Source organism: Mesorhizobium sp. B2-3-15 (assembly GCF_006442875.1).
GTDB classification, from domain to species: domain Bacteria; phylum Pseudomonadota; class Alphaproteobacteria; order Rhizobiales; family Rhizobiaceae; genus Mesorhizobium; species Mesorhizobium australicum.
Window position 1 is genome coordinate 97,243 of record NZ_VFVO01000016.1, and the last position, 22,622, is coordinate 119,864.

Sequence of the window (22,622 nt, forward strand, 5' to 3'; positions counted from 1 at the left end):
ACGGCCAGATGGTTGTCGTCGTGCCGGAAGGCGAGACGGCGGCAGAGGCCGAGGCCTCGTCCACGTTCCGCCGCCAGATATTCTTCTGGCTGGCGGGGGCCGCGATCCTGGCGCTCTTCCTTTATGTGTTCAGCGACATCCTGCTGCCCTTCGTCGCCGGCATGGTGCTTGCCTATTTCCTCGATCCGGTCGCCGACCGTCTGCAGCGGCTCGGCCTCAGCCGCTTCATGGCGACGGTGGTCATCCTCATCACCTTCCTGATCGTGCTGGTGCTGGCCTTCGTCATCCTCATTCCGGTGCTGGCGACACAGATGGCCGATTTCGCCGGCAAGCTGCCGGAGTACCTGACCCGGCTGCAGAGCCTGATCACCTCCTTTGATCCGAAGTGGCTGGAACAGAAATTCGGCGTCAACGCCAATGGCTTGCGCGATGGGCTGAACTCGCTGCTGACCTCCGGTTTCGGCCTGCTCACGACGGTTTTCACTTCGATCTGGAGTTCGGGCGTGGCGCTGGTCTCGGTGGTCAGCCTGTTCGTGGTGACGCCGGTCGTGGCCTTCTACATGCTGCTCGACTGGGACCGCATGGTGGCGGTCATCGACAGCTGGGTGCCGCGCGACAACGTCGCCACGGTCCGCGCCATCGCGCGCGACGTCAACACCGCCACCGCTGGCTTCGTGCGCGGCCAGGGTACGCTCTGCCTGGTGCTGGGCGCCATGTACGCCACCGGCCTTACGCTGACCGGGCTGAACTTCGCCATCCTCATCGGCCTGTTCGCCGGGCTGATCTCCTTCATCCCCTATGTCGGCTCATTGACCGGGCTGGTGCTGGCCGTCGGCGTCGCCTTCGTTCAGTTCTGGCCGGACTGGACGATGATCGTCGCGGTTGCGGTGGTCTTCTTCATCGGCCAGTTCATCGAAGGCAACATCCTGCAGCCCAGGCTGGTCGGCAAAAGCGTCGGCCTGCATCCTGTATGGCTGATGTTCGCGCTGTTCGCCTTCGGCGCTCTGTTCGGCTTCGTCGGCCTTTTGATTGCCGTGCCGGCTTCGGCGGCGGTTGCGGTGCTGGTGCGATTTGCCATCGCCCGTTATCTCGAATCGCCGCTCTACAAAGGCCATGCGACAGAACCCGCGCCGGCATTGCCAGCCGATCGCGGCGGCGGCCACCGCTCGCAACCGCGTCGCTGAAGTGACCGCGCAGCGAACCGACCCGCCACGCCAGTTGCCGCTCGATCTCGGCCATGGCACCGGTTACTCGCGTGACGAGCTGGTCGTCTCCGGTACCAACAACCAGGCGGCCGCACTGGTCGACCGCTGGCCGGATTGGCCAGCACCGGTGGTCGTGCTGGCGGGCCCAGCCGGCTCCGGCAAGACGCATCTGGCCTCGATCTGGGGTGCGCGCGCCAAGGCGGTGACTGTCGACGCCAGGCGCATTGGCGACAGCATCGCAAATCTTGGTGCCCGCCCGGCCCTGATCGATGATGTCGACGCACGCGCGGTCGACGAACTGGGCCTGTTCCATCTCATCAATGCGGTGCGTGGCGCCGGCTCGACGCTGCTTTTGACCGCACGCCGCTTTCCCTCGGCCTGGGGTGTATCGCTGCCCGATCTTGCATCGCGGCTCAAGGCTGCGGCGACCGTCGAGATCCATGAGCCCGATGATCTCCTGCTCGCCGGTGTCATCACCAAGCTGTTCGCCGACCGCCAGGTCGAGGTCGAGCCGCATGTCGTGCAGTATTTGGTGCGGCGCATCGAGCGTTCTCTGGCAACCGCGATGCGTGTGGTGGAGCGCCTGGATCGTACCGCCCTGGAGCGCAAGATGCCGATCACCAGGGCATTGGCCGCCGAAACCGTCAATGCCATGGACGAAGGGCAGGGCGAGTTCGAGATTTGATGACTTCAGGGTTCCGGCGGTCCTCCGTCTCGACCTCAGTCCCATTTTGGGAAACAAGACTGGCATCCATCTTGCTGCGTGAGCTTGCCGGCTGACCCCGGTCCTGATTGCGTTCCAAATCAGGTTGTAGGCTCGCCGGGAATGAGGCGCTTGGGGTTCTCGCCCGGCGAGCTTGCGTTCAAAATGCGTCGAGCGGGTGCCGCCGCAGCGGACATCCATCCCAACGACACGGACCACCCCCGCATTGTCGAAACTCTTGAAATAGACCACTCGATGGTCTATTTCTCGATTGAAAGATTTGGACCGGAGAATGGTCCATGCGGAGTATTCGATGCAGGTATCCGTTACCGACGCCAAGGGACAGCTGACCGAGCTGGTGCGCCGCGCTGAGGCGGGCGACGAGGTCATTCTGACCCGTCACGGCCATGCGGCCGTGCGGCTGGTTCCCATCAAGGCAATGCCCGGCAAGGAAGGTCGCCGGACGCTCATGGAAGCGGCGCGTGCGGCAGGGGCGGCCAAGATGAAGGCCGGACCATCCGCTGCCCGCAGCCAGGACTTCCTTTATGGCGATGACGGCATGCCAGAATGATCGCGGTCGATACGTCGGCGCTTATGGCGATCGTCCTGAATGAACTTCAGGCCGACGCCTGCATGGCCGCGCTCGCAGCCGAGAACGACCTCCTGATCTCCGCCGGCACCGTTGCCGAGGCGCTGATCGTCGCGGCCCATCGTGGCGTCGCCGCCGAGCTGTCCAGCCTGATTGACGGGCTTGGTTTCGAGGTGGTGGTGGTAACGCCGGCCTCGGCCCGGCGTATCGCCGAAGCCTATGCGCGATGGGGCAAGGGCAGCCATCCGGCCGCGCTCAATTTCGGCGATTGTTTCTCCTACGAGGTGGCGAAGGAGCACGCTTGCCGGCTGTTGTATGTCGGAGCCGATTTTTCGAAAACCGATATAGAGGGTGTGCTCTCAACGTAACACTGCCGGCCGGTGAGCTTGCGGCCAATCACAGCCACATTCTGACGAAATGCCGGACCAACAGATAGACGGCCGAGTGCGCGGCAATATAGCAGGCCGCGACCAGCACAAAAATCCCGATGCTGGCTGCCCACGAACGGGAGGCGACGATGCCAGGTGCGAGCCTGCCGTGCCTGCGGCTCTCGCGATTGTTCCACGTCGCCAAGGCGGCACAGGCGATCGCCCATGCCACCATGAACGGAACCGTCACGCCCGCATACGCGAAATAGGCCGGCCCGAACAGCGACACCCAAGCATCTATCCCAAGCACCGCCACCCCCCGTTTGCCGCAGCTTAAGCCAGCAATGGCGATGGAAGCGAGCCTGAAATAATGACACGCGGATAAGGGCCAAAACCCCTTCGGTGCCATCGGTGTCGCATTTTAAATGAGAAATGGTCGGAGTGGAGAGATTCGAACTCCCGACCCTCTGGTCCCAAACCAGATGCGCTACCAGCCTGCGCTACACTCCGAACGGTCTGTTGCCTATTCATTTCGGTGGTACATGGCAAGTGCAAAAACCTTGCCGCCGCTGCCAATGCGCAGTAATGACGGGCGAAGAGGCGGCGATGCCGCCTTGCACAACAAAGAGGTGGCCATGTCCGCGCGCATTTTCAGCCCAGCCAAAACCGCGATGCAGTCCGGCAAGGCCAAGACCGGCCATTGGGTGCTGGAATTCGACCCCGAGATGCGCAAGAAGATCGATCCCTTGATGGGCTACACCACGTCGGGTGACATGAGAAGCCAGATCCGGCTCACCTTCGACACGCGCGAAGAAGCGGTCGCCTACGCCGAAAAGGAAGGGCTCGCCTTCCGTGTCGAGGAACCGAAAGAGACCAAGCGCCGCCAGATTTCTTATGCGGAGAATTTCCGCTATGACCGCAGGACGCCCTGGACGCACTGAAAGGCGGCAGGCCCAAGCATCCAGCCGGCCGTTGGCCGGCCGACGGTCCCGTAGCTCAGCTGGATAGAGCACCGGCCTTCTAAGCCGATGGTCACAGGTTCGAATCCTGTCGGGATCGCCAATAATTTCAATGGCTTATGTTGCATGACCTCACGCGGTCGCGCGATCCTACCCCTGCCTGCCAGTGCTGCCACGCCGCTTACCGGAAGCCGGAACAGAGTTCGGCCCGCACAGGGCTCTGGAATTATTTCGTGATCCGGCCCTGTTGGAACCTTGGCCAAGACTACGCGTTCGGGGCCTTGTATTCGTGGAGCCTCATAAAAGGCACTATGCGGGCAAGCGAACGGGTGGGCAAAACAAGCGCGGGTTGGGGGAGGAGAAACAAGGCTATGTCGAAACGTGAAATTGGAACGTCCCCTGCCTTGGGGCGGCGTATCGCCGATCTCAGGGCCCGAATGCAAGACGCCGAAATTTCCGGCCATGAAATGAAAACCTTTCACAAGGTGGCCGCCATCATGGGATCTGGCGACGGTTCCTTGCAACTGGATGCCGACGACCTGATCGCGGCATCCTTCGTCGCCGAAGCGGTTGGGCCGGCGCCCAGCCGCTGACTTCGGAATTTCCCTTGTCCGAAATCCGGTGAGCAAATCGCGTCCTCCATTGGGGCACGGCCGCCTGTTGGGCGATCGTGCTCCAGCGCCCGGCCCCTGATCTCGTCTCGTCGTCACCTGATCTCGAATTGAAAGGAAAGTCTTATCATTTTGTTTGCGTTGGCACGTCATAGTAGGGACGGCTAACGGAGTGAAAAGGGATGAAGCTGGACCTGTCGCCCACCAGCTGGGGCAGGGTGATGGCCGTCACCGCCGCCGGCACGGCATTCTTCATTGCCGTGGCGTTTTTCGTCGATTCGTTCAATTTCCCGTATCTTTCGCCCGAGTCTGTCTGGCGCGCTAAGCTGACCGACCTTCTGCTGCCCTTGGTGCTCGGCGGCTCGTTTCTGTTTTTCCTGATGTGGAAGATCCGCCAACTGGCGATAGCTCAGCGCGACCTCAGCGTCATTGCCGCGACGGACAGCCTGACGGCGGTGCTGAACCGCGGCGCCTTCTCGATGCTGGTCGAGGCCTATCTCGAACAGACCCGCAAGCAGGAAGAGACCCGTACCGGCGCGCTGCTGATCATCGATGCCGACCACTTCAAGTCGATCAACGACCGCCTCGGCCATGATTGCGGCGACCAGGCGCTCAAACTGATCGCGCAGGCGATCAAAGGCCAGCTGCGTGGCACCGATATCGTCGGCCGGATCGGCGGTGAGGAGTTCGGTGTATTCCTTCCCGGCGTCGACCCCTCGCAATCCTGGCTGGTTGCCGAAGGCATCCGCCGACGGATACGCGAAATGGACTTTTCGCCGGATGGCCGGTCCTGTCCGCTTTCCGTCAGCATCGGCGGCACCAGCTTCAGCGGGCCGACCACCTACGAGGCAATATTCTCCGCCGCCGACAGACGGCTTTATGCCGCCAAGTCGAATGGACGCGATCAGGTCAGCTTCGATCCGGCGGAAGCCGCTCTAGTGTCTCCGCTCAGCGCCGCCACCGTCCACTGAGGGCAGCCTCGCAGCCGGCTGGCACGACCGCTTCCTTGACGCATACCTGTCTGTGTGCTTCCTCCGCGCAAGTGATGTATGGAGCATCGCCAGAAACACTCCTGCTTCTTGAGTCCCTCGATCGTGCGGTTCGCGGGCACGGCACGGCCCGCGGATGCAGGGAATTGAATGGCCAAACGCCCCGGGCCGGTAAGCACCGCGATCATGATCCACTTATTCAACGGCTTTCAGAACCCGTTTGGCGGCAGTGAGCGCGAAACCCTGGAGTTGTATCGGCTGTTGAGCGCCGAACCCCAGGTGCGCCTCTGGGCGACCTCGTCGCGCGTATCCGAAGGCCTGATGCAGGAATTTCCGATACGCCGCGTCTCGCCGGCAACACGCAATGTGCCGGCTGGCGGCACCTATGTCTTTCTCGGTGCGCATTGGCGCAACAAGATGTGGCCTTATCTGATCCCGCGACCGCGCCGGCTGATCTATGTCTTCAACACCTTTCATCCCAAGATCATCGCCCTGACGACCCACAGGCCGCGCCTGCTGGGTTGGCCCGGTGCCGAACTGGTGCTGATCTCCGACTTTCAGAAGCGCATGCTGCGGGTCGAGGGCGTCGTGCATCCGTCACCCATCGACATCGAGCGCTTCTCGCCACGGCAGGTAAGGCCAAACGGTCCGTTCACGGTGGGGCGACTGAGCCGCGATACGGCGGACAAGCATCATGCTGACGATGTGGCGCTCTATGAGGCATTGCTGGCCGATGGCGATGCGGTGCGGATTCAGGGCGGCATGCCGCTCAAGGACAGGCTCGCGCCGCATTCGCAACTCGAGCTCCTGCCGCAGGGTGAATTTGCCGCCGAACAGTTTTTGCCGACGCTCGACGTCTTCTATTATCGCACCGGCTCGCATGTGGAGACGTTCGGCCGTGTGGTGTTCGAGGCGATGGCCTGCGGCCTGCCGGTCGTTTGCCATTCGCATGGCGGCTACGCCGATCATATCAGGCATGGCGAAAACGGTTTCCTGTTCGAAACGACGCAACAGGCAGCACGGATCCTGGCCGAGCTTAAAGCCGACCCGGCACTGCGGTTGGCCGTCGGTCAGAAGGCGCGGCGAACCGTCGAGCAGCTGTTTTCACCGCGGGCGGTGCAACAGCGGTTGGACTTCTATCGGCGTTAGCGGCGCCACGCCGTCCGGCTTTCCAGACACCCTCGGCCAGCAATCCACGTACCCCGTTTGGCATCGATCCCGACATCGCGCTAAAGCTGGCATCACGTGAATCGCGGGGCGGCCGGCATCGGCGCGCAGACAGATCGAGCAGGGCTTCTATCGATGACATTGACGGGCGCCGCGGCACTGCTGATCCTGATCTTGACTTACGCCGGCGTCGCAATCGGCCGCATACCCGGCTTGCGGCTCGACCGGGCAGGTATCGCGCTGCTTGGCGGCGCGGCCATGATCGCCATCGGCGCGCTCAGCATGGAGGATGCCTACCGGGCCATAAATTTCGACACCATCACGCTTCTGCTCGGCATGATGATCGTCGTGGCTCATCTGAAGGTGTCGGGTGCCTTTCGCGGTCTTGGCGCCGTCGCCATCGAGCACGCGCATGCACCGTTCATGCTGCTGGTGATGGTGACGCTCCTCACCGGCGTGCTGTCGGCCTTCCTGGTCAACGATGCCATCTGCCTGGTCATGGCGCCGATCGTCGTCCACGTTACCCGCGTTATCAACCGCAATCCGATCCCCTATCTGATCGCCACCGCCACCGCTTCGAACTGCGGCAGCGTCGCCACCATCACGGGCAATCCGCAGAACATGGTCATCGGCGCGCTGTCGGGCATTTCCTATCCGGCCTTTTCGGCGGCACTCGCGCCGGTCGCCTTGTTCGGCCTTGTCGCGGTCATCGTCATCGTGCGCATCGTCTACCGTGCCGAATTTACCCGCAACGGCGAACTGACGCCACACATCTCGCGCGGCCGCATGCATCGCGGCCAGGTGCTGAAGGCGGTGGTCGTCTGCGTCGGACTGGCGATCGCCTTCTTCGCTGGTGTTCCCGTAGCCAAGGCGGCGCTCATCGGCGGCGCCATTCTGCTGCTGACCCGCGCCATCAAGCCATCGCGCATCTACCGCGAGATCGACGGACCGCTGCTGTTCATGTTCGCGGGACTGTTCGTGGTGGTTGCCGGCGCGGAAAAGACGCTGCTGACACCTGAGATGATCGCCTCGGCCAAGAACATCGGGCTCGACGATGTCTGGAGGCTGTCGGGTTTCACCGCCGTGTTGTCCAACGTCATGAGCAATGTTCCGGCCGTGCTGGCGCTCAGGCCTTTCATACCCGGCCTGGAAAACCCCGAGCGCGCCTGGCTGGTCGTGGCCATGAGCTCGACGCTCGCCGGTAACTTCACGTTGCTCGGCTCGGTCGCCAATCTGATCGTCGCCGAGCAGTCCAAGGCCGCAGGCACGCCGTTGTCTTTCGGCGCCTTCTTCAAGGTCGGCCTGCCGCTGACGTTGATTACGCTCTTGGCCGGTACGGGATGGCTGGCGTTCGGGGGGTAGCCCCTAGGCCTGGCTGCCCGACATTCGCGCCCTGACAAGCGTGGCCGCGGCTCGTCCGGCTGCTTCGACGTAGTCGGGGTTGCGATGGATGAGCATGATCGAAAAGCAGCCGTCGATCAGCAGCACGATCTCGCGCGCCAGCGCCCGCGGCCCCTCGACATGGTGGCCGGACAATTCTGCCGCCAGCCATGTCTCGAAATTGCTTTTGTGGCGCGCCCCGACCTTGACCGCCGGGTGCCCTGGCATCGAGGCAAGCTCCGCGGCGGTGCGCAGGAAGCCGCATCCCTTCCATTTCGGATGGCGCGTGGCCCGGGCCAGGTTGGCGAAGATGGCTTGGACCTTGCTGTCCACACCACCTTGTTCAGCCTCGAACCAGCCGGCCATCCGTTTCAGATTGGGCTGATCGCGGCCGTCGAGATAGGCTGCGATGAGGTCGTCCTTGCTCTTGAAGTGGTAGTAGAGCGTCCGCTTCGTGAGACCCGCTTCCTCGGCGACGGCATCGACGCTGACACGGCCGATCCCCTCCGCGTAAAACAACCTGGTTGCTGCGTCGACAATGCGCTTGCGGGTAGGACTTTGTGCTTCGGGCATGGGTTTAAGTATACCGACTAGTGAATATACACAAGGCGCGAATGGCGTAACCTTCCATCTCATCACCATGCTGGAGGAAGCCAGATGACCGATCTTGTCCTGAACGAAAACAGGGAAGGCATTGCCGTCCTTTCCCTCAACCGCCCGGAAAAGCTGAACGCGTTGAACTATGCGCTGATCGATCGCCTGCTCGCGACACTCGACGACATTGAAGTCGACGACCGCATCCGGGCAGTCATTCTGACGGGCGCCGGCGAGCGGGCCTTCTCGGCGGGCGCCGACATAGAGGAGTTCTCGGCCAGCGTGGCGCTGGGCGCCGAGACAGCGCTGCGAGACTTCGTCATGCGGGGACAACGGCTGACGGCAAGGCTGGAAGGCTTTCGCAAGCCTGTCATCGCAGCCGTCAACGGCCTCGCCTTCGGCGGCGGCTGCGAAATCACGGAGGCCGTGCCGCTAGCAATTGCCAGCGACCGCGCGCTGTTCGCCAAGCCGGAGATCACTCTGGCAATGCCGCCGACTTTCGGCGGAACGCAGCGCCTGCCCAGGCTCGCCGGGCGCAAGCGCGCGCTCGAACTGCTTTTGACCGGCGACTGGTTTCCGCCACAGCGGGCTCTTGACCTTGGCCTCGTCAATCAGGTGGTCCCGCATGACGATCTGATGCCGGCTGCGTTCAATCTGGCCAGGCGTATCCTTCGGCACTCCGGACTGGCAGCTGCGGGCATCCTCACGGCGGTAACGCGAGGGCTCAATCTGAGCATCGCCGAAGGCTTGCTGGTCGAGGCCGAGCAGTTCGCCCGTATGGCCCCGACAGCCGATTTGCACGAGGCGCTAGATGCCTGGATCAGCAGGCACAGGCCTGGACACGACGGGTCCTGGACGCATGTCGCGCGGCCCGAGGAGGCAAGGCGGGCCTCCTCGGCCCTGGATCACGGCGCCACCAGCAAGCGTCCTTTCATGTTGGGGTGGAAGCGGCAGAAATAGTCGACCGTTTGCGCCGTCTTCAGCGTCATGCTTGCCGACTTCTTCGGCGGGATTATCACCTCCCAGCCGCCCTTCACGGTGGCCGTGTGGGCGATCACATCCTTGTTCACCCACTCGATCGTGTCGCCGACCTTGGCATCGACGCTGGCCGGCGAAAAGACGAGCTTGTCGACGGTGACCTGGATGGTTGCCGCCGCTGCCGGCGCTGTGAATACCAACGCCAGCACGACCAGCAGCGCCAGATGATCCAAGGCGCCCGTTTTCATTTCAGCATGCCGGCGACGTGTTCGGCATGCTGCTCATGGCCCTGGAAGATCTTGAGGCCGGTCTCGAGCAGGCTCTTCAACTCGGCATTGCTGGCCGACGGTATGAGCAGGGTTTCGAGCGCGCCATTGACCTGCTTGTGATAGGCGACCTCGTTTTCGATATAAGCCTTGTCGAAGGCCGCCCCTTTCAGCTTGGCGAGCTTGGCACGTTCCTCCTTCGCCGCCTTCGTCAGCGCCTGGCTGGTAGCGTTGTCCTCGGGCTTCACCTTGAGCTTCTTGACGAGATCGAGCGCCTGCTTGTTCACCGCTTCGTGGTCGCGCTCCATGTCCTTGGCGAAATCGACGACCTCCTTGCTCTTTGACTTCTTGATCGCCTGCTTGGCCGCCTCGATGTCGAGGACGCCTGCTGTATAGGCGATATGGGCGATCTGCGGGTCGGTCGGCTTGTCGGCGGCTTGCGAGACCGGGGCAGCGCCGACGAGAAGCAGGGCGGCAAGGGCGACGGTATATCGGGTGAACATGGCATCCTCCTTGGCCCGGCCGCGCGGAGGCGCCGGGCTCGAATTTGCAGTTGACGCTCATTGGATGCGGGGCGGGGAGAAACGTTCCCGGAAAATCAGGACGGCATCATTCGAAACCCAGCCGTCCCATCACCGCCTGGGTCAGTCGCTCGCAGCGCCGACCGGCGAAGGGGAAGGCATCGAGCAGCACAGGGCCGATTTCATCGTCCAGCGCCTTGCGCAACAGGGCGCGCGCCCGGTGCAGCCTCGTCTTGACGGTCTCTGGCCGCACGCCAAGCAAATCGGCGGTTTCCTCCATGCTCAGGCCCTCGATGACGCGGGCGACGAAGACCATGCGGTAGATGTCGGGCAGGCTGTCGGTCGCCCGTTCGACAAGTGCGAGAATCTGCCGCTGCGCCATCGTCCGCTCCGGATCGTCGTTGGATTTGAGGGGAAACCTGATTATCCGCGCTTCCGGATCGGCAGGCATCTCCACCGTGCGACGTCTCTTGCGCAGGCGGCCGAGCGCTTCGTTGATGACGATGCGCGACAGCCAGGTGGCGAGCGTGGATTGGCCGCGAAACGCCGCCAGGCTGGCGAAGGCGCTGACATAGGCCTCCTGGACGACGTCCTCGGCTTCGGCGTCGTTGCGCAGAATGCCGCGCGCGATGCGGTAGAGCCGCTGGTTGTATACCTTCATGATGGCGCGAAATGCATCCGGGTCACGGGTCAGCGCGCGGTGGACGAGCTGCATGTCGCCGGAAAGGCTTTCGGCAACCGCGGGCACCGTGGCGGGCATTGGCTGCTTGCTCATCGCGACCGGATCTCCTCGTGCAAATGCTGCACATTGGATGCGCCTGCCGGCAAAAGGTTCCCGGGCCAGAGGGATCCGGGTTCCCTATTCTAGGCTGCCGCCAATCCCTTGTCTGCCCGCTGCATGCGTGCGGCCACCGCCAAGAGGTCGGTCTGCGTGATCAGGCCGAGAATATGCCGCTCGCCGTCGACGATGACCACGGCATGGCTGCGGCCGTCGGTCAGCACTGGGAGCAGGCTCATCGCCGGTGTCTCGGGCGAGGCGGTGCCGGCTTTTGCCATGACGCTCTTCACCGTGTCGGTAGCTTTCGTCAGCTCGCGCAGGCCAACGGCGCCAACCAGCCGGGCATCCGCGTCGACCACCGGCAAGGTACGGATATTGTGATCGATCAGTTGCTGGCGCGCCTCGTCGGCGGTGGCTTGCTCGGACACCGAAACCACGTCGCGCGACATGATGTCCTCGCACAGCAGCGTGCGGTGCGAGCGCACCATGGCCTGCAGTTCGACTTGTCTCAGCAACCGTTCGAGGTCGTCGCGGTCGATGTCGAAGGTCTCGTCAAGTGTGGTCAGCGCCGCGTCGATATCCTCGGGCCGGAAACCGACGCGCTGCTGAGCCGGCGGATCGGCGGTGCCGTGGCTGTTGGCGGCTGGTGCCGCGACATGCGGGTAATTGCGCCGCGCCAGCTTGTGGAAAAGGAAGCCAAGCGCCACCAGTATGGTCGAATTCAAGGCCACCGGCACGAACGGGAACAGGAAGCCCGCGCTGATGACGGCCGGGCCGCCGAGCACCGCCGTCAGCGCGGCGGCGCCGCCTGGCGGATGAAGACAGCGCGTGAACGACATCGCGGCGATGGCGAGCGCCACCGCGAGCCCTGAGGCCATCACCGGATCATGGATGAAATGCGCCACGGTCACGCCGACCAGCGCCGATATGGAATTTCCGCCGATGATCGACCAGGGTTGCGCCAACGGGCTGGCCGGTACGGCGAACAGAAGCACGGCGGATGCGCCCATCGGCGCGACCAGCAGGGCCACATGCGGGCCGCCGCCCATCGCCAGCCCGCTGATCACGCCCGTCAGCGCGATGCCGATCGTGGCGCCGATACACGCCAGGATGCGTTCGCGCAGCGTGGCGCCGGCGAGGATGGGGACAAAAAGACGAAAGGCCATTGGAAAACTTTGCGAGGACTGAATCTGTCGAGGATGCGTGCGGCACGCAATGCAGCCGAATTCGCCGATTTGAAAGTCAAACAAATCCGTAAAGTCATGACGTAGGAGAATAATATTGCGCACCGATCTTCGCCGGAGTGCTGGCAGCGCCTCGCGCTTTGTCATCAGCGTCAAGGGCTTGCGGCCCTTTGCTGACTCTGTTTGAGGTCAGCCCGCGCGCGCCGCTGCCGCAAGCCCGCGCCGGATGTCGGCTTTCAAGTCGTCGATATCCTCGAGGCCGATCTGCAGTCGTATCAGCGGACCTTCGTAAGGGCCTTTCGCAACGACGCGGTCGCCAAGCCAGACCGGCACCGCGAGGCTCTCATAGCCTCCCCAGGAGTAGCCGAGACCGAAGATCCGCAGTGCGTCGAGGAAAGCGTGCTGCTCCTGCTGGCCACCACCGGCCAGCACGATGGAAAAGATGCCGCTCGAACCGCGGAAGTCGCGCTTCCAGAGATCGTGGTCGGGATGGCTGGGAAGGGCAGGGTGGAGCACGCGCGCCACGCCCTTTTCGCCTTCGAGCCACGAGGCGATGGCGAGTGCGCTGCGCTGGTGACGGTCCAGCCGCACACCCATCGTGCGCAGGCCGCGCAGCACCTGGTAGACGTCGTCGGGTCCAGCACAGCAGCCAAGCGTGCAAAAGCTCTCGTAGAGTTGCGTCCAGCAGGCCTCATTGGCCGAGACCGTGCCGAGCAGCACGTCGGAATGGCCCGCCGGATATTTCGTCGCCGCATGGATCGAGATGTCGACGCCATGGTCGAGCGGCCGGAAATAGAGCGGCGTCGCCCATGTGTTGTCCATCATCACGATGGCGCCGGCCGCGTGCGCCGCCTTGGCGATCGCCGGGATGTCCTGCACCTCGAACGTGTTGGAGGCCGGCGATTCGGTGAACACCACTTTGGTGTTCGGCTTGATCAACGCCGCGATGCCGGCGCCGATATTGGGAGCATAATATTCGACCTCGACGCCGAGCCGCTTCAGCATCGTGTCGGCGAAGTTTCTCGTGGGATGATAGACGGAATCGACGATCAGCAGATGATCGCCCGCCGATACGAAGGCGAGCAGCGGCACGGTCACAGCCGCCAGGCCCGACGGCACCGCGACCGTGCCGGCCGAGCCTTCCAGCGCGTCAATGGCGTGTGCGAGAGCGTCCGTCGTCGGTGTGCCGCGCGTGCCGTACGTGTACTTCTGGCTGCGCGCGGCCATAGCGGCGGCATTTGGGAACAGCACGGTCGAGGCATGCACGACCGGCGGGTTGACGAAGCCGAAATAGTCATGCGGGTTGTTGCCCGAATGGGCGAGCCGCGTGTTGATGCCCATCGTGCCGGAACCCTGCTCGCTGCCGTCTTTCGCCATTCTTGGTCGCCTTGTTTTGACAAGGCGCTAGCCATAATGCGGCGTGGTGGACCGTGCAACAGCCCACCGTTCGCCAGGAATGGACTTCGAATATGCCAATTCCTGGTCCGGAAGACAGCTCGCGATCTGATCCGGAATCGGACCAACCACGAGCGGCAGTGGCCTGTCGGAAGCTTGGTCCTCAACTGGTGAACCTATTGTAGCCGGCTGCGAAAGGTATATGATAAATTTCTAATGTTAATCGCCGGATGCTTCGATCAGATGCTGCCGGATGGTTCTTGCCGGCTATCTCCTGATCCCGATCCGGGTTATCCCGCTCAGCGAGCGGAAAGGGGAGGAATGTCATGCCTGACGTCAAATGGACGATGAAGGCGCGCGAATTCATCAACTGCAACTGTGCCTATGGCTGCCCGTGCCAGTTCAATGCCATGCCGACATACGGATTCTGCCAAGCCGTCGCCGGCATGGAGATCGAGACCGGGCACCACGGCGACACCAAGCTCGACGGGCTGCGCTTCGTCGGCATCTTCAGCTGGCCCGGCGCGATACACCAGGGCAGGGGCGAGGCCGCGGTGGTTATCGACGAGAGGGCCAGCGAAGCCCAGCGCGAAGCCCTGCTCCGCATACTGGGCGGTCAGGACACCGAACCAGGCGCGACAATATTCCAGGTCTTTTCGACCACCTTGGAGAAGTTCCACGATCCGATTTTCGCCGCGATCGATTTCGAGGTCGACGTCGATGGGCGAACCGGCCGGCTGCACGTCAAGGGCGTAACCGACGGCCGTGGTGAGCCGATCAAGAACCCGGTCACCGGCGCCGAGCACCGGGCGCGCATCGACCTGCCGCACGGCTTCGAATACGCCATCGCCGAGGTCGGGCGCGGCTGGACCAAGACGACGAGCCCGATCAAGTTCGAGGTGGCGGACACGCATAGCCATTTCGCCAACCTGCATCTCACGCAGAGCGGCATCGTGCATTGATCTGATCCAATGGGCGACACGGCTCTCGAGGCGGTGCTGCGGCGCGACCGCGCGGTCGTGACGGCCGCGCTCGCCGTCATTGCCGTGTTCGCCTGGGCCTATGTTCTTTGGCTAGCCGCCGACATGGGTAGCCCCGTGTCGGGCGGCGAGGCAGGCGACATGGCCGGGATGGACATGGCGAGCATGAACATGGGCGGCATGGATATGGGCGCCGCCGTGGCGCCGGGCTTCCGGCCCTGGGCATCGGCCGATTTCGTTTTCATCTTCGCGATGTGGGTTGTGATGATGGTCGGCATGATGACGCCGTCGGTCGCGCCGATGTTGCTGCTCTATGCCGGCGTCGGCCGCAAGGCGCTGGCGGACAGCCGGCCTATCGCTTCGACGGCATGGTTTTTTACCGGCTATCTCGTCATCTGGGTGGTCTTCAGCATCGTGGCGACGGGTGCGCAATGGCAGCTCACTCGTTTTGGGATGCTTGATCCCGCGATGGCGGCGCACAGCGCGGTCCTCGGCGGTGTCGTTTTGATCGCCGCCGGCCTCTACCAATGGACACCGATCAAGGGCGTCTGCCTGCGCCAATGCCAGGCGCCGATCGCGTTCCTGGCCAGCCATGGCGGGTTCCGCACCACCGCGCTCGGCGCGCTTCGGCTTGGCATGGATCACGGCGCCTATTGTCTCGGCTGCTGCTGGGCACTGATGGCCCTGCTGTTCGTCGGTGGTGTCATGAACGTGCTGTGGATCGCCGGCATCGCCATCCTTGTTCTCCTGGAGAAGGTGGTCCCGGCCGGGCAATTGATCCCGCGCATCTCCGGTGCATTGATGGTCGCGGTCGGCCTCTGGCTGGGCCTTTCCGCGCTTTGAGACCGCGCGCCGATTTTGTCCACAAGCAATATCGACCGCCAATCATGGGTAATCGTCGGCCGAAGGTATTCCGTAACGTCAATGCATTTCGTGCCCGGGGGCAGTAACGCCGAGCTATTGCCCGGAACGGATTTTACAGCGCCGGCTCACATCTGCGTCAAATGAGCTTTGCCGATTCAAGTCGCGCTTCTGACGAGATCGCGTGCACGTTTGTCTGCAATTCAGGCATTTCAGGCAATCGATTTTCAAACCCGGTCGGATTCGGTCATTTTCCTTGACCTCACGGGAATTATCGCCTTCGATGCTGTTCGTGAATGGGAGGCGGCGCGTCGGTTTGCGATGCGGGGTTTCGGGAATGGGCCGGGATGGGAGCTGCGTTCACAAGGGAAAAAAGATCAGGGTTTGCCTGAAAAAACAGAAAAGGGTCTGTGGGTTATGAAACACATTGCTATCGGCATTCTTGGTGCCGCCACGCTCGGACTGATGGCGTCGGCCGCGTCGGCCGGCACGCTTGACACCGTCAAGGCGAAGGGCTTCATCCAGTGCGGCGTCTCGACCGGTCTGGCCGGCTTCTCCGCGCCGGACGACAAGGGCGACTGGCAAGGCATCGACGCCGATTTCTGTCGCGCGGTTGCCGCCGCCGTCTTCGGTGATGGCACCAAGGTCAAGTTCACGCCGCTCAGCGCCAAGGAACGGTTTACCGCGCTGCAGTCCGGCGAGGTCGACATCCTCTCGCGCAACACCACCTGGACGATCAACCGCGATACCGCGCTCGGCCTGAATTTCATCGGCACGACCTACTATGACGGCCAGGGCTTCATGATCAACGCCAAGAAGCTGCCGGGCGTCAATTCGGCGCTGCAGCTTTCGGGCGCCGCCGTCTGCGTGCAGAGCGGCACGACCACCGAGCTCAACCTCGCCGACTACTTCAAGGCGAACAAGATGGAGTACAATCCGGTCGTCTTCGAGAAGCTCGAAGAGGTCAATGCCGCTTATGATGCCGGCCGCTGCGACGTCTACACCACCGACCAGTCGGGCCTTTACGGCATTCGCTTGACGCTCGGCTCGCCGGCCGATCACGTCGTGCTGCCCGAGATCATCTCGAAAGAGCCGCTCGGACCCGCCGTTCGCCAGGGCGACGACCAGTGGTACCACATCGTCAAGTGGACCTATTTCGCTCTGCTCGACGCCGAGGAGCTCGGCATCACCAAGGCCAATGTCGACGAGATGAAAAACTCCGCCAGCCCGGAGATCAAGCGTGTGCTCGGCCAGGAAGCAGACACCAAGATCGGCACCGACCTCGGCGTCTCCAACGACTGGGTCGTCAACATCGTCAAGGCCACCGGCAACTACGGCGAAATGTTCGACCGCAATGTCGGCTCCGGCAGCCCGCTCAAGATTGCGCGTGGCATCAATGCGCTATGGACCAAGGGCGGCCTGCAATACGCGCCGCCGATCCGCTGATCGAAATGTGATCCGGAAGGCAGGCTCCTGCCTTCCGGTTTCTCTTTCACAGGGGACGTGACATGGCATCGCAGGAAATCCTACGCGAGGAGCCGAGCCGCGGCTCCTTCGTCAATGACCCGAGAATTCGCAGTCTCTTCTTTCAGACGCTGGTGGTCATCGTTCTGTTCGGCTCGATCTGGTGGATCGTGCAGAACGTCATCGACAATCTGCAGCGCCTGCACATCGCCTCCGGCTTCGGCTTCCTCAAGGGGCGCGCCGGCTTCGATATCTCGGACACGCCGATCGCCTATACGTCGGACTCGACCTATGGCCGCGCCATCGTCGTCGGCCTGATCAACACCATCATCGTTGCCGTCGCCGGCATCATCACCGCCACCATCATCGGCTTCGTCATCGGCATCGGCCGCCTGTCGCAGAACTGGCTGATCCAGAAGATCTGCACGGTTTACGTCGAGATTTTCCGCAACATCCCGCCGCTGCTGGTCATCTTCTTCTGGTATTCGGGCGTGCTCGCCGTGCTGCCGGCGCCGCGCGATTCCTATCATCTGCCCTTCGGCTCCTTCCTCAACCAGCGCGGCTTCTATTTTCCGCGCCCGGTCTGGGGCGACGGCTCCTGGCTGATCCTGGTCGCCCTTGTCGTGGGCGTCGCAATGTCATGGTTCGTCGCCCGCAGGGCGCGTCAGCGGCAGATGGCGACGGGCCAGCAATTTCCGGTGTTCTGGACCTCCGCCGCGCTGATCGTCGGCCTGCCGCTGCTGGCTTACGTGCTGAGCGGCTTTCCGCTGAGCTTTGACTTGCCCAAACAGTCGACCTTCAACCTGACCGGCGGCTTCCAGGTCAAACCGGAATTCCTTTCGCTCTATCTGGCGCTGTCCTGCTACACGGCGGCCTTCATCGCCGAAATCGTGCGCGCCGGCATCAGGGGCGTCAGCAAGGGCCAGACCGAGGCGGCGGCCGCACTTGGGCTGCGATCCGGTTCGATCCTGCGGCTGGTCGTGGTGCCGCAGGCCATGCGCATCGTCATCCCGCCGCTGACCAGCCAGTATCTCAACCTGACCAAGAACTCCTCGCTGGCGATCGCCATCGGTTATCCCGATTTGACGGCAACGGCCGGCACGGTTCTGAACCAGACCGGACAAGCGGTCGAGGGCGTGCTGATCATGATGATCGCCTATCTCATACTCAGCCTGGTGACCTCGGCCGTCATGAACGTGGTCAACGCCAGGATGGCGCTGGTGGAGAGGTAGGACCATGCAGGAACACGATCTGTCCTGGGTGCGCACCGAAATGGCGCTGGCGCAGCCCGCGCCGGCGAGCGTCAGCGGCCCCGTCGCCTGGGTGCGCAAGAACCTGATCGGCTCGGTCGGCGACACCATCCTCACCATCCTCGGCATCGCCATCGTCGCCTGGGTTCTGCCGCAGGTCATCAACTGGGCGTTCATCAACGCACAGTGGACGGGACCGGACCGCACGGTCTGCGCCACCGTCGCGCAAGGCGGCATTCAGCCCGATGGCTGGAGCGGAGCCTGCTGGGCTTTCGTCAACGCCAAGTTCGGCCAGTTCATGTTCGGCACCTATCCGGTCGAGGAGCGCTGGCGGCCGATCCTGGTCGCCATCCTGTTCGTGGCGCTGCTGGTGCCGATGCTGATGCCGCGTGTGCCGCGCAAGGGGTTGAACGCGATCCTGCTTTTCCTGGTGCTGCCGATCGTTTCCTTCTTCCTGCTGGTCGGCGGCGTATTCGGCCTGCCGCATGTCGAAACCTCGCGCTGGGGCGGGCTGCTGATCACGCTGAGTCTGTCCTTCGTCGGCATCGCCGTATCGCTGCCGCTGGGCACCGTGCTGGCGCTCGGGCGGCGCTCGAAGATGCCGATCATCAAGATGCTGTGCATTATCTTCATCGAAGCCGTGCGCGGCATACCGCTGATCACCGTCCTGTTTTTCGTCAGCGTCATGCTGCCGCTGTTCCTGCCGGCCGGCGTCACTTTCGACAAATATCTGAGGGCGCTGATCGGCGTGTCGCTGTTTGCGGCGGCCTATATGGCCGAAGTGGTGCGCGGCGGCCTGCAGGCGATCCCCAAGGGCCAGTATGAAGGCGCCGATTCGCTCGGCCTCGGCTACTGGCAGAAGATGAGCTTGATCGTGTTGCCGCAGGCGCTGAAGCTGGTCATACCCGGTATCGTCAACACCTTCATCGGCATGTTCAAGGACACCAGCCTGGTCCTCATCATCTCGATGTTCGACCTGCTCGGCATCGTCAAGCAGAACTTCTCCGACGCCAACTGGGCCACGGCGCAGACCGCGAAATCCGGTCTTGTGTTCGCCGCCTTCGTCTTCTGGCTGTTCTGCTTCGGCATGTCGCGCTATTCAATGTACACGGAACGCCGGCTCGACACCGGCTACAAACGCTAAACAAAAGAACAAGGGGACCCCAGCCATGGCCACCGAAAATGCCGTCAGCGCGGAAGAGATCAAGGTCAACGCCGCCAAGATGCATATCTCGACCACCGATGTCGCCATCGACATCATCGCCATGCATAAATGGTACGGCGAGTTCCATGTGCTGAAGGACATCAACCTCAAGGTGATGCGCGGCGAGCGCATCGTCATTTGCGGACCGTCCGGGTCGGGCAAGTCGACCATGATCCGCTGCATCAACCGGCTGGAAGAGCACCAGAAGGGCAAGATCATCGTCGACGGCAAGGAACTCACCAACGACCTGAAGAAGATCGACGAGGTGCGCCGCGAGGTCGGCATGGTGTTCCAGCACTTCAACCTGTTCCCGCATCTGACCATCCTCGAGAATTGCACGCTGGCGCCGATCTGGGTGCGCAAGACGCCGAAGAAGCAGGCCGAGGAAATCGCCATGCATTTCCTCAAGCGCGTGAAGATCCCCGAGCAGGCCAACAAATATCCGGGCCAGCTTTCCGGCGGCCAGCAGCAGCGCGTGGCGATCGCCCGCTCGCTGTGCATGAACCCGCGCATCATGCTGTTCGACGAGCCGACCTCGGCGCTCGACCCGGAAATGATCAAGGAAGTGCTGGAGACGATGGTGGGGCTGGCCGAGGAAGGCATGACCATGCTGTGCGTCACCCACGAGATGGGCTTTGCCAGGAAAGTCGCCAACCGGGTGATCTTCATGGATCAGGGCCAGATCGTCGAGCAGAACACGCCGGCCGAGTTCTTCGACCATCCCCGCCACGAACGCACGAAGCTGTTCCTGTCGCAGATCCTGCACTGAGCGGACTGACGCCAAGTCGAGAAAGCCCGGTCGCGCCACGGCCGGGCTTTTTAGTGTCTGGCCGATCCGATAAATGATCTTCTTCATTGAGCCGCGACGGAATCGCGAAGCCGCACCGATGAGAAAATTCCTGCGTTTCCTGGCCATTCTGGTTGCAGCACTGGTGCTCGCCGTGTCGCTCGGCACGCTGGTGCCGCGGCCGCTCTGGCCGGCAGCCGCAGCGGGCGAGGGCATCCGGCACATATTGGTGCTGAAAAATCCGATCCACACCGACATCGCCATTCCCGTGGACGACGAGGTGCGCCGGCGCTTTCGTTTCCTTGCCGATGTCGGCCTGCCATCGGACGCGCCCGAAGTGCGCTACCTCGTCTTCGGCTGGGGTGGGCGCGCCTTCTACCTGGAAACGCCGACATGGTCGCAATTGAAGGCGCTGCCCGCAATCAAGGCTTTGACGCTCGATGCGTCCGTGATGCATGTCGCCGTCGCCGGCAACATTCCCGAGCCGCACCCCGATGTCGCCGGCTTCGACGTGAGCGAAGACCGTTTTGCCGCATTGCTCGATTTCATCGAAGCGAGCTTTCAAGAGGGGCCGAACGGTCCGATCATCATCGACAATGCCGCCTACTCCAATTTCGATCGCTTCTTTGAGGCGAATGGCCGTTTCAACGCGCTGATCGGTTGCAACACCTGGACGGCGGCGGCACTGCGCACCGCCGGCCTGCGCACCGGCTGGTGGAACCCGCTGCCGGTTTCGCTTGGGCTGTCGATGCGGCTGTATAATTAGCTTTGCCGCGGGCTCCTTTCAGCGACGGATGATCCGCTGCTGCTCCCACCCGTAAAGCCAGTCCAGATCGGCTGCGAGCTTCTCTCCCGGTCGCGCCGCCAGAAACAGATTGCGGGCCAACGCCACCGGGCCTCGGGCATGCCAGGCAAGCCGGTTGAGCGCGCCGCGACGGATGACCTTGGCGATGCGCGACCGCCGCAGGTTCTCCCAGATGACAAGGCTTTGCGTCAGGTCGCCGAAGAAGTCGGCGATCAAATCGGCAAGCGTCGCCGCGTCCTCGATCGCCATGGCCGCGCCCTGAGCCGCGAACGGCGTCATGGCATGCGCGGCGTCGCCGATCAGCGCGATGCCTTCGGGCATGGTCCAGCGTCGCTGTTCGACCGTGTGGATAGGAAAGGCGGTCCACGGGCCAGCGAGTTCCACCAAACGCGCCAGCGCCGGCGCGGAGCGGCGCATGGCGCCTGAAAGGATGGCGGGATCGGCGTGGCGTGACCACCCGTCGGCGATGCGCTCGCCCCGGGTGAAGGCGGCAAGGTTGAAGGCGCTACCCCTGCTGACGGGGTAGGCGACCATGTGGAATCCGGGGTGCAGGAAGGTTGTGACGCAGTCAGTGGCGCCGATCGCGGCGAAGGCTTGCCCCGCCTCGTTGTCCGCGCTCACCGTCGCCCGCCAGGCCAGTTCGCCGGAGAAATGGCTGTTCGCGAAGCCGGCTCCGCTGCCTGGACGGGCAAACCTCCGCACCGCTGACCAGACGCCATCGGCGCCGACCAGCAGAGATCCTTGGGTATCGATGACCTTGCGGCCGACCCCGTCTGTCGTGGTGATAACGAATGAACCGGAGGCCACGCTGCTGATCTGCGCGCCGGTGGTGAGATGGATGTCGGGCAGTTGCGCAACGCGCGCCATCAGGGCGTCTTGCAGATCCGCCCGGTGCGCCACGAGATAGGGTGCGCCCCAGCGTTCCTCGCCGGCTGTGCCAAGCGGCACGCGTGCCAGTTGGCGCAGGCTCGCGGCGTCCTTCAGCACCACGGCTTCCGGCTGGACGGCATTGGCAAGAAGCGTGTCGAGCACGCCAAGCTGGCGAAGGATGCGCGTCGCGTTAGGAGAGAGCTGGATGCCGGCGCCCGCCGCTTCGAGACGCTGCGCCTGTTCGAACACCCTCACGGAATAGCCGCGTTCGGCAAAGGCAATCGCCGCTGTCAGCCCGGCGATGCCAGCCCCGGCGATCATGACCTGCCGGGACCGCGTCTCGCTCATGATCGGAAGGTCAGGCGGCCTGGTCGATGTAGAGGCAGCCCGCCGGCAGCGTTTCGGTCGCCTTCAGCTTCGGCGAATAGCGATAGAGGGTCGAGCAGTAGGGGCAGACTTTCTCATTGTCGTCGCCCATGTCTAGAAAAACATGCGGATGGTCGAAAGGCGGGTTGGCGCCCGTGCACATGAATTCCTTGACTCCGATGTCGATCGCCGGGTGGCCCGCATCGTTCTGGAAATGGGGAATGGAACCGCCTGCCATCGTCGTCTCCTTAACGCAGTCTCTCTGCATCTGGATCATATCAAGTCTGTTTGCAAGTTCGATGAAATCAAACTGTCGCAAAAGCCTGTCAGAGAACTGTCGCAAAAGCC

Annotated in this window: 26 protein-coding genes and 2 tRNA genes; 18 read left to right on the forward strand and 10 right to left on the reverse strand. The window is 63.1% G+C overall.

What is annotated here, in order from left to right; genetic code table 11:
• Positions 1-8 precede the first annotated feature (8 nt).
• The 4 genes from FJ954_RS27490 (at position 9) to FJ954_RS27505 (ending at position 2,865) form a co-directional block, all read left to right on the forward strand.
• Positions 9-1,184, forward strand: coding sequence for an AI-2E family transporter (locus FJ954_RS27490; protein WP_041163870.1), 1,176 nt, complete (start codon positions 9-11; stop codon positions 1,182-1,184).
• A gap of 1 nt (position 1,185) precedes the next feature.
• Complete coding sequence (hdaA, locus tag FJ954_RS27495) at positions 1,186-1,890, forward strand: DnaA regulatory inactivator HdaA (RefSeq protein WP_140617264.1); 705 nt, start codon at positions 1,186-1,188, stop codon at positions 1,888-1,890.
• 331 nt (positions 1,891-2,221) lie between these two features.
• Positions 2,222-2,479 carry a type II toxin-antitoxin system prevent-host-death family antitoxin gene (locus FJ954_RS27500; RefSeq protein WP_015318431.1) on the forward strand — a complete coding sequence of 86 codons (258 nt, stop codon included), beginning with the start codon at positions 2,222-2,224 and terminating at the stop codon, positions 2,477-2,479.
• Positions 2,476-2,865: a type II toxin-antitoxin system VapC family toxin gene (locus tag FJ954_RS27505; RefSeq protein WP_015318430.1), complete on the forward strand. Its 390-nt coding sequence runs from the start codon at positions 2,476-2,478 to the stop codon at positions 2,863-2,865. Before FJ954_RS27500 ends, FJ954_RS27505 begins: the two co-directional genes overlap by 4 nt.
• Before the next feature lie 28 nt (positions 2,866-2,893).
• On the opposite strand, the gene FJ954_RS27510 is transcribed toward FJ954_RS27505, so the two are convergent.
• Together FJ954_RS27510 and FJ954_RS27515 are read right to left on the reverse strand one after the other, a co-directional pair.
• On the reverse strand, positions 2,894-3,274 hold the full coding sequence (locus FJ954_RS27510; RefSeq protein ID WP_224622123.1) for a hypothetical protein: 381 nt from the start codon (positions 3,272-3,274) through the stop codon (positions 2,894-2,896).
• Positions 3,275-3,298: 24 nt separating this feature from the next.
• Positions 3,299-3,375 (reverse strand) — tRNA-Pro (locus tag FJ954_RS27515).
• A gap of 125 nt (positions 3,376-3,500) precedes the next feature.
• On the opposite strand from FJ954_RS27515, the gene FJ954_RS27520 reads away from it, so the two are divergent.
• The 6 genes from FJ954_RS27520 to FJ954_RS27545 all read left to right on the forward strand — a co-directional run bounded on the left by FJ954_RS27520 (position 3,501) and on the right by FJ954_RS27545 (position 7,953).
• Positions 3,501-3,806: an ETC complex I subunit gene (locus FJ954_RS27520; protein ID WP_015318428.1), complete on the forward strand. Its 306-nt coding sequence runs from the start codon at positions 3,501-3,503 to the stop codon at positions 3,804-3,806.
• Positions 3,807-3,850: 44 nt separating this feature from the next.
• Positions 3,851-3,927, forward strand: a tRNA-Arg gene (locus FJ954_RS27525).
• A gap of 268 nt (positions 3,928-4,195) precedes the next feature.
• Positions 4,196-4,417: a hypothetical protein gene (locus FJ954_RS27530; RefSeq protein WP_015318427.1), complete on the forward strand. Its 222-nt coding sequence runs from the start codon at positions 4,196-4,198 to the stop codon at positions 4,415-4,417.
• Positions 4,418-4,617: 200 nt separating this feature from the next.
• Positions 4,618-5,406: a GGDEF domain-containing protein gene (locus FJ954_RS27535; RefSeq protein ID WP_140664753.1), complete on the forward strand. Its 789-nt coding sequence runs from the start codon at positions 4,618-4,620 to the stop codon at positions 5,404-5,406.
• 168 nt (positions 5,407-5,574) lie between these two features.
• Positions 5,575-6,573, forward strand: a complete 999-nt coding sequence (locus tag FJ954_RS27540; protein WP_246681161.1) for a glycosyltransferase family 4 protein — start codon at positions 5,575-5,577, stop codon at positions 6,571-6,573.
• Between the two features lie 153 nt (positions 6,574-6,726).
• Complete coding sequence (locus FJ954_RS27545) at positions 6,727-7,953, forward strand: anion transporter (protein WP_140664755.1); 1,227 nt, start codon at positions 6,727-6,729, stop codon at positions 7,951-7,953.
• Positions 7,954-7,956: 3 nt separating this feature from the next.
• Here FJ954_RS27545 and FJ954_RS27550 read toward each other — a convergent pair whose 3' ends face one another.
• Entirely contained in the window at positions 7,957-8,544 is a 588-nt protein-coding gene (locus tag FJ954_RS27550) for a TetR/AcrR family transcriptional regulator (protein WP_181177932.1), read from the reverse strand.
• 84 nt (positions 8,545-8,628) lie between these two features.
• Between FJ954_RS27550 and FJ954_RS27555 the strand changes: the two genes are divergently transcribed.
• Positions 8,629-9,525, forward strand: a complete 897-nt coding sequence (locus tag FJ954_RS27555) for a crotonase/enoyl-CoA hydratase family protein (protein WP_140664757.1) — start codon at positions 8,629-8,631, stop codon at positions 9,523-9,525.
• Here FJ954_RS27555 and FJ954_RS27560 read toward each other — a convergent pair.
• From FJ954_RS27560 to FJ954_RS27580, 5 genes are all read right to left on the reverse strand, one after another.
• A complete protein-coding gene (locus FJ954_RS27560; protein ID WP_181171288.1) occupies positions 9,471-9,791 on the reverse strand; it encodes a cupredoxin family copper-binding protein in 321 nt (106 codons plus the stop codon). The genes FJ954_RS27555 and FJ954_RS27560 overlap by 55 nt on opposite strands.
• On the reverse strand, positions 9,788-10,312 hold the full coding sequence (locus FJ954_RS27565) for a DUF4142 domain-containing protein (RefSeq protein ID WP_015318420.1): 525 nt from the start codon (positions 10,310-10,312) through the stop codon (positions 9,788-9,790). The genes FJ954_RS27560 and FJ954_RS27565 overlap by 4 nt, the downstream gene beginning before the upstream one ends.
• A 106-nt stretch (positions 10,313-10,418) precedes the next feature.
• A complete protein-coding gene (locus FJ954_RS27570; protein ID WP_015318419.1) occupies positions 10,419-11,105 on the reverse strand; it encodes an RNA polymerase sigma factor in 687 nt (228 codons plus the stop codon).
• An 89-nt stretch (positions 11,106-11,194) separates the two neighbouring features.
• On the reverse strand, positions 11,195-12,274 hold the full coding sequence (locus tag FJ954_RS27575) for an HPP family protein (RefSeq protein WP_015318418.1): 1,080 nt from the start codon (positions 12,272-12,274) through the stop codon (positions 11,195-11,197).
• Between the two features lie 207 nt (positions 12,275-12,481).
• The gene (locus FJ954_RS27580; protein WP_140664758.1) at positions 12,482-13,669 is read right to left on the reverse strand and encodes a cystathionine beta-lyase; all 1,188 of its coding nucleotides are present in this window, start codon (positions 13,667-13,669) and stop codon (positions 12,482-12,484) included.
• Between the two features lie 344 nt (positions 13,670-14,013).
• Between FJ954_RS27580 and FJ954_RS27585 the strand changes: the two genes are divergently transcribed.
• The 7 genes from FJ954_RS27585 (at position 14,014) to FJ954_RS27615 (ending at position 20,999) form a co-directional block, all read left to right on the forward strand.
• A complete protein-coding gene (locus FJ954_RS27585) occupies positions 14,014-14,649 on the forward strand; it encodes a DUF1326 domain-containing protein (RefSeq protein WP_023773469.1) in 636 nt (211 codons plus the stop codon).
• Between the two features lie 9 nt (positions 14,650-14,658).
• A complete protein-coding gene (locus FJ954_RS27590; RefSeq protein ID WP_140664761.1) occupies positions 14,659-15,510 on the forward strand; it encodes a DUF2182 domain-containing protein in 852 nt (283 codons plus the stop codon).
• Between the two features lie 435 nt (positions 15,511-15,945).
• Entirely contained in the window at positions 15,946-16,974 is a 1,029-nt protein-coding gene (locus tag FJ954_RS27595; RefSeq protein WP_015318414.1) for an amino acid ABC transporter substrate-binding protein, read from the forward strand.
• A gap of 62 nt (positions 16,975-17,036) precedes the next feature.
• Positions 17,037-18,224, forward strand: a complete 1,188-nt coding sequence (locus tag FJ954_RS27600) for an amino acid ABC transporter permease (RefSeq protein WP_140664763.1) — start codon at positions 17,037-17,039, stop codon at positions 18,222-18,224.
• A gap of 4 nt (positions 18,225-18,228) precedes the next feature.
• Entirely contained in the window at positions 18,229-19,386 is a 1,158-nt protein-coding gene (locus tag FJ954_RS27605) for an amino acid ABC transporter permease (protein WP_140664765.1), read from the forward strand.
• A 25-nt stretch (positions 19,387-19,411) separates the two neighbouring features.
• Positions 19,412-20,215, forward strand: a complete 804-nt coding sequence (locus tag FJ954_RS27610) for an amino acid ABC transporter ATP-binding protein (protein ID WP_010915400.1) — start codon at positions 19,412-19,414, stop codon at positions 20,213-20,215.
• A gap of 118 nt (positions 20,216-20,333) precedes the next feature.
• Entirely contained in the window at positions 20,334-20,999 is a 666-nt protein-coding gene (locus tag FJ954_RS27615; protein WP_140664768.1) for a TIGR02117 family protein, read from the forward strand.
• A gap of 18 nt (positions 21,000-21,017) precedes the next feature.
• On the opposite strand, the gene FJ954_RS27620 is transcribed toward FJ954_RS27615, so the two are convergent.
• Entirely contained in the window at positions 21,018-22,256 is a 1,239-nt protein-coding gene (locus FJ954_RS27620) for an FAD-dependent monooxygenase (protein ID WP_140664771.1), read from the reverse strand.
• 10 nt (positions 22,257-22,266) lie between these two features.
• A complete protein-coding gene (locus FJ954_RS27625; RefSeq protein WP_015318409.1) occupies positions 22,267-22,512 on the reverse strand; it encodes a zinc-finger domain-containing protein in 246 nt (81 codons plus the stop codon).
• Between the last annotated feature and the right edge of the window lie 110 nt (positions 22,513-22,622).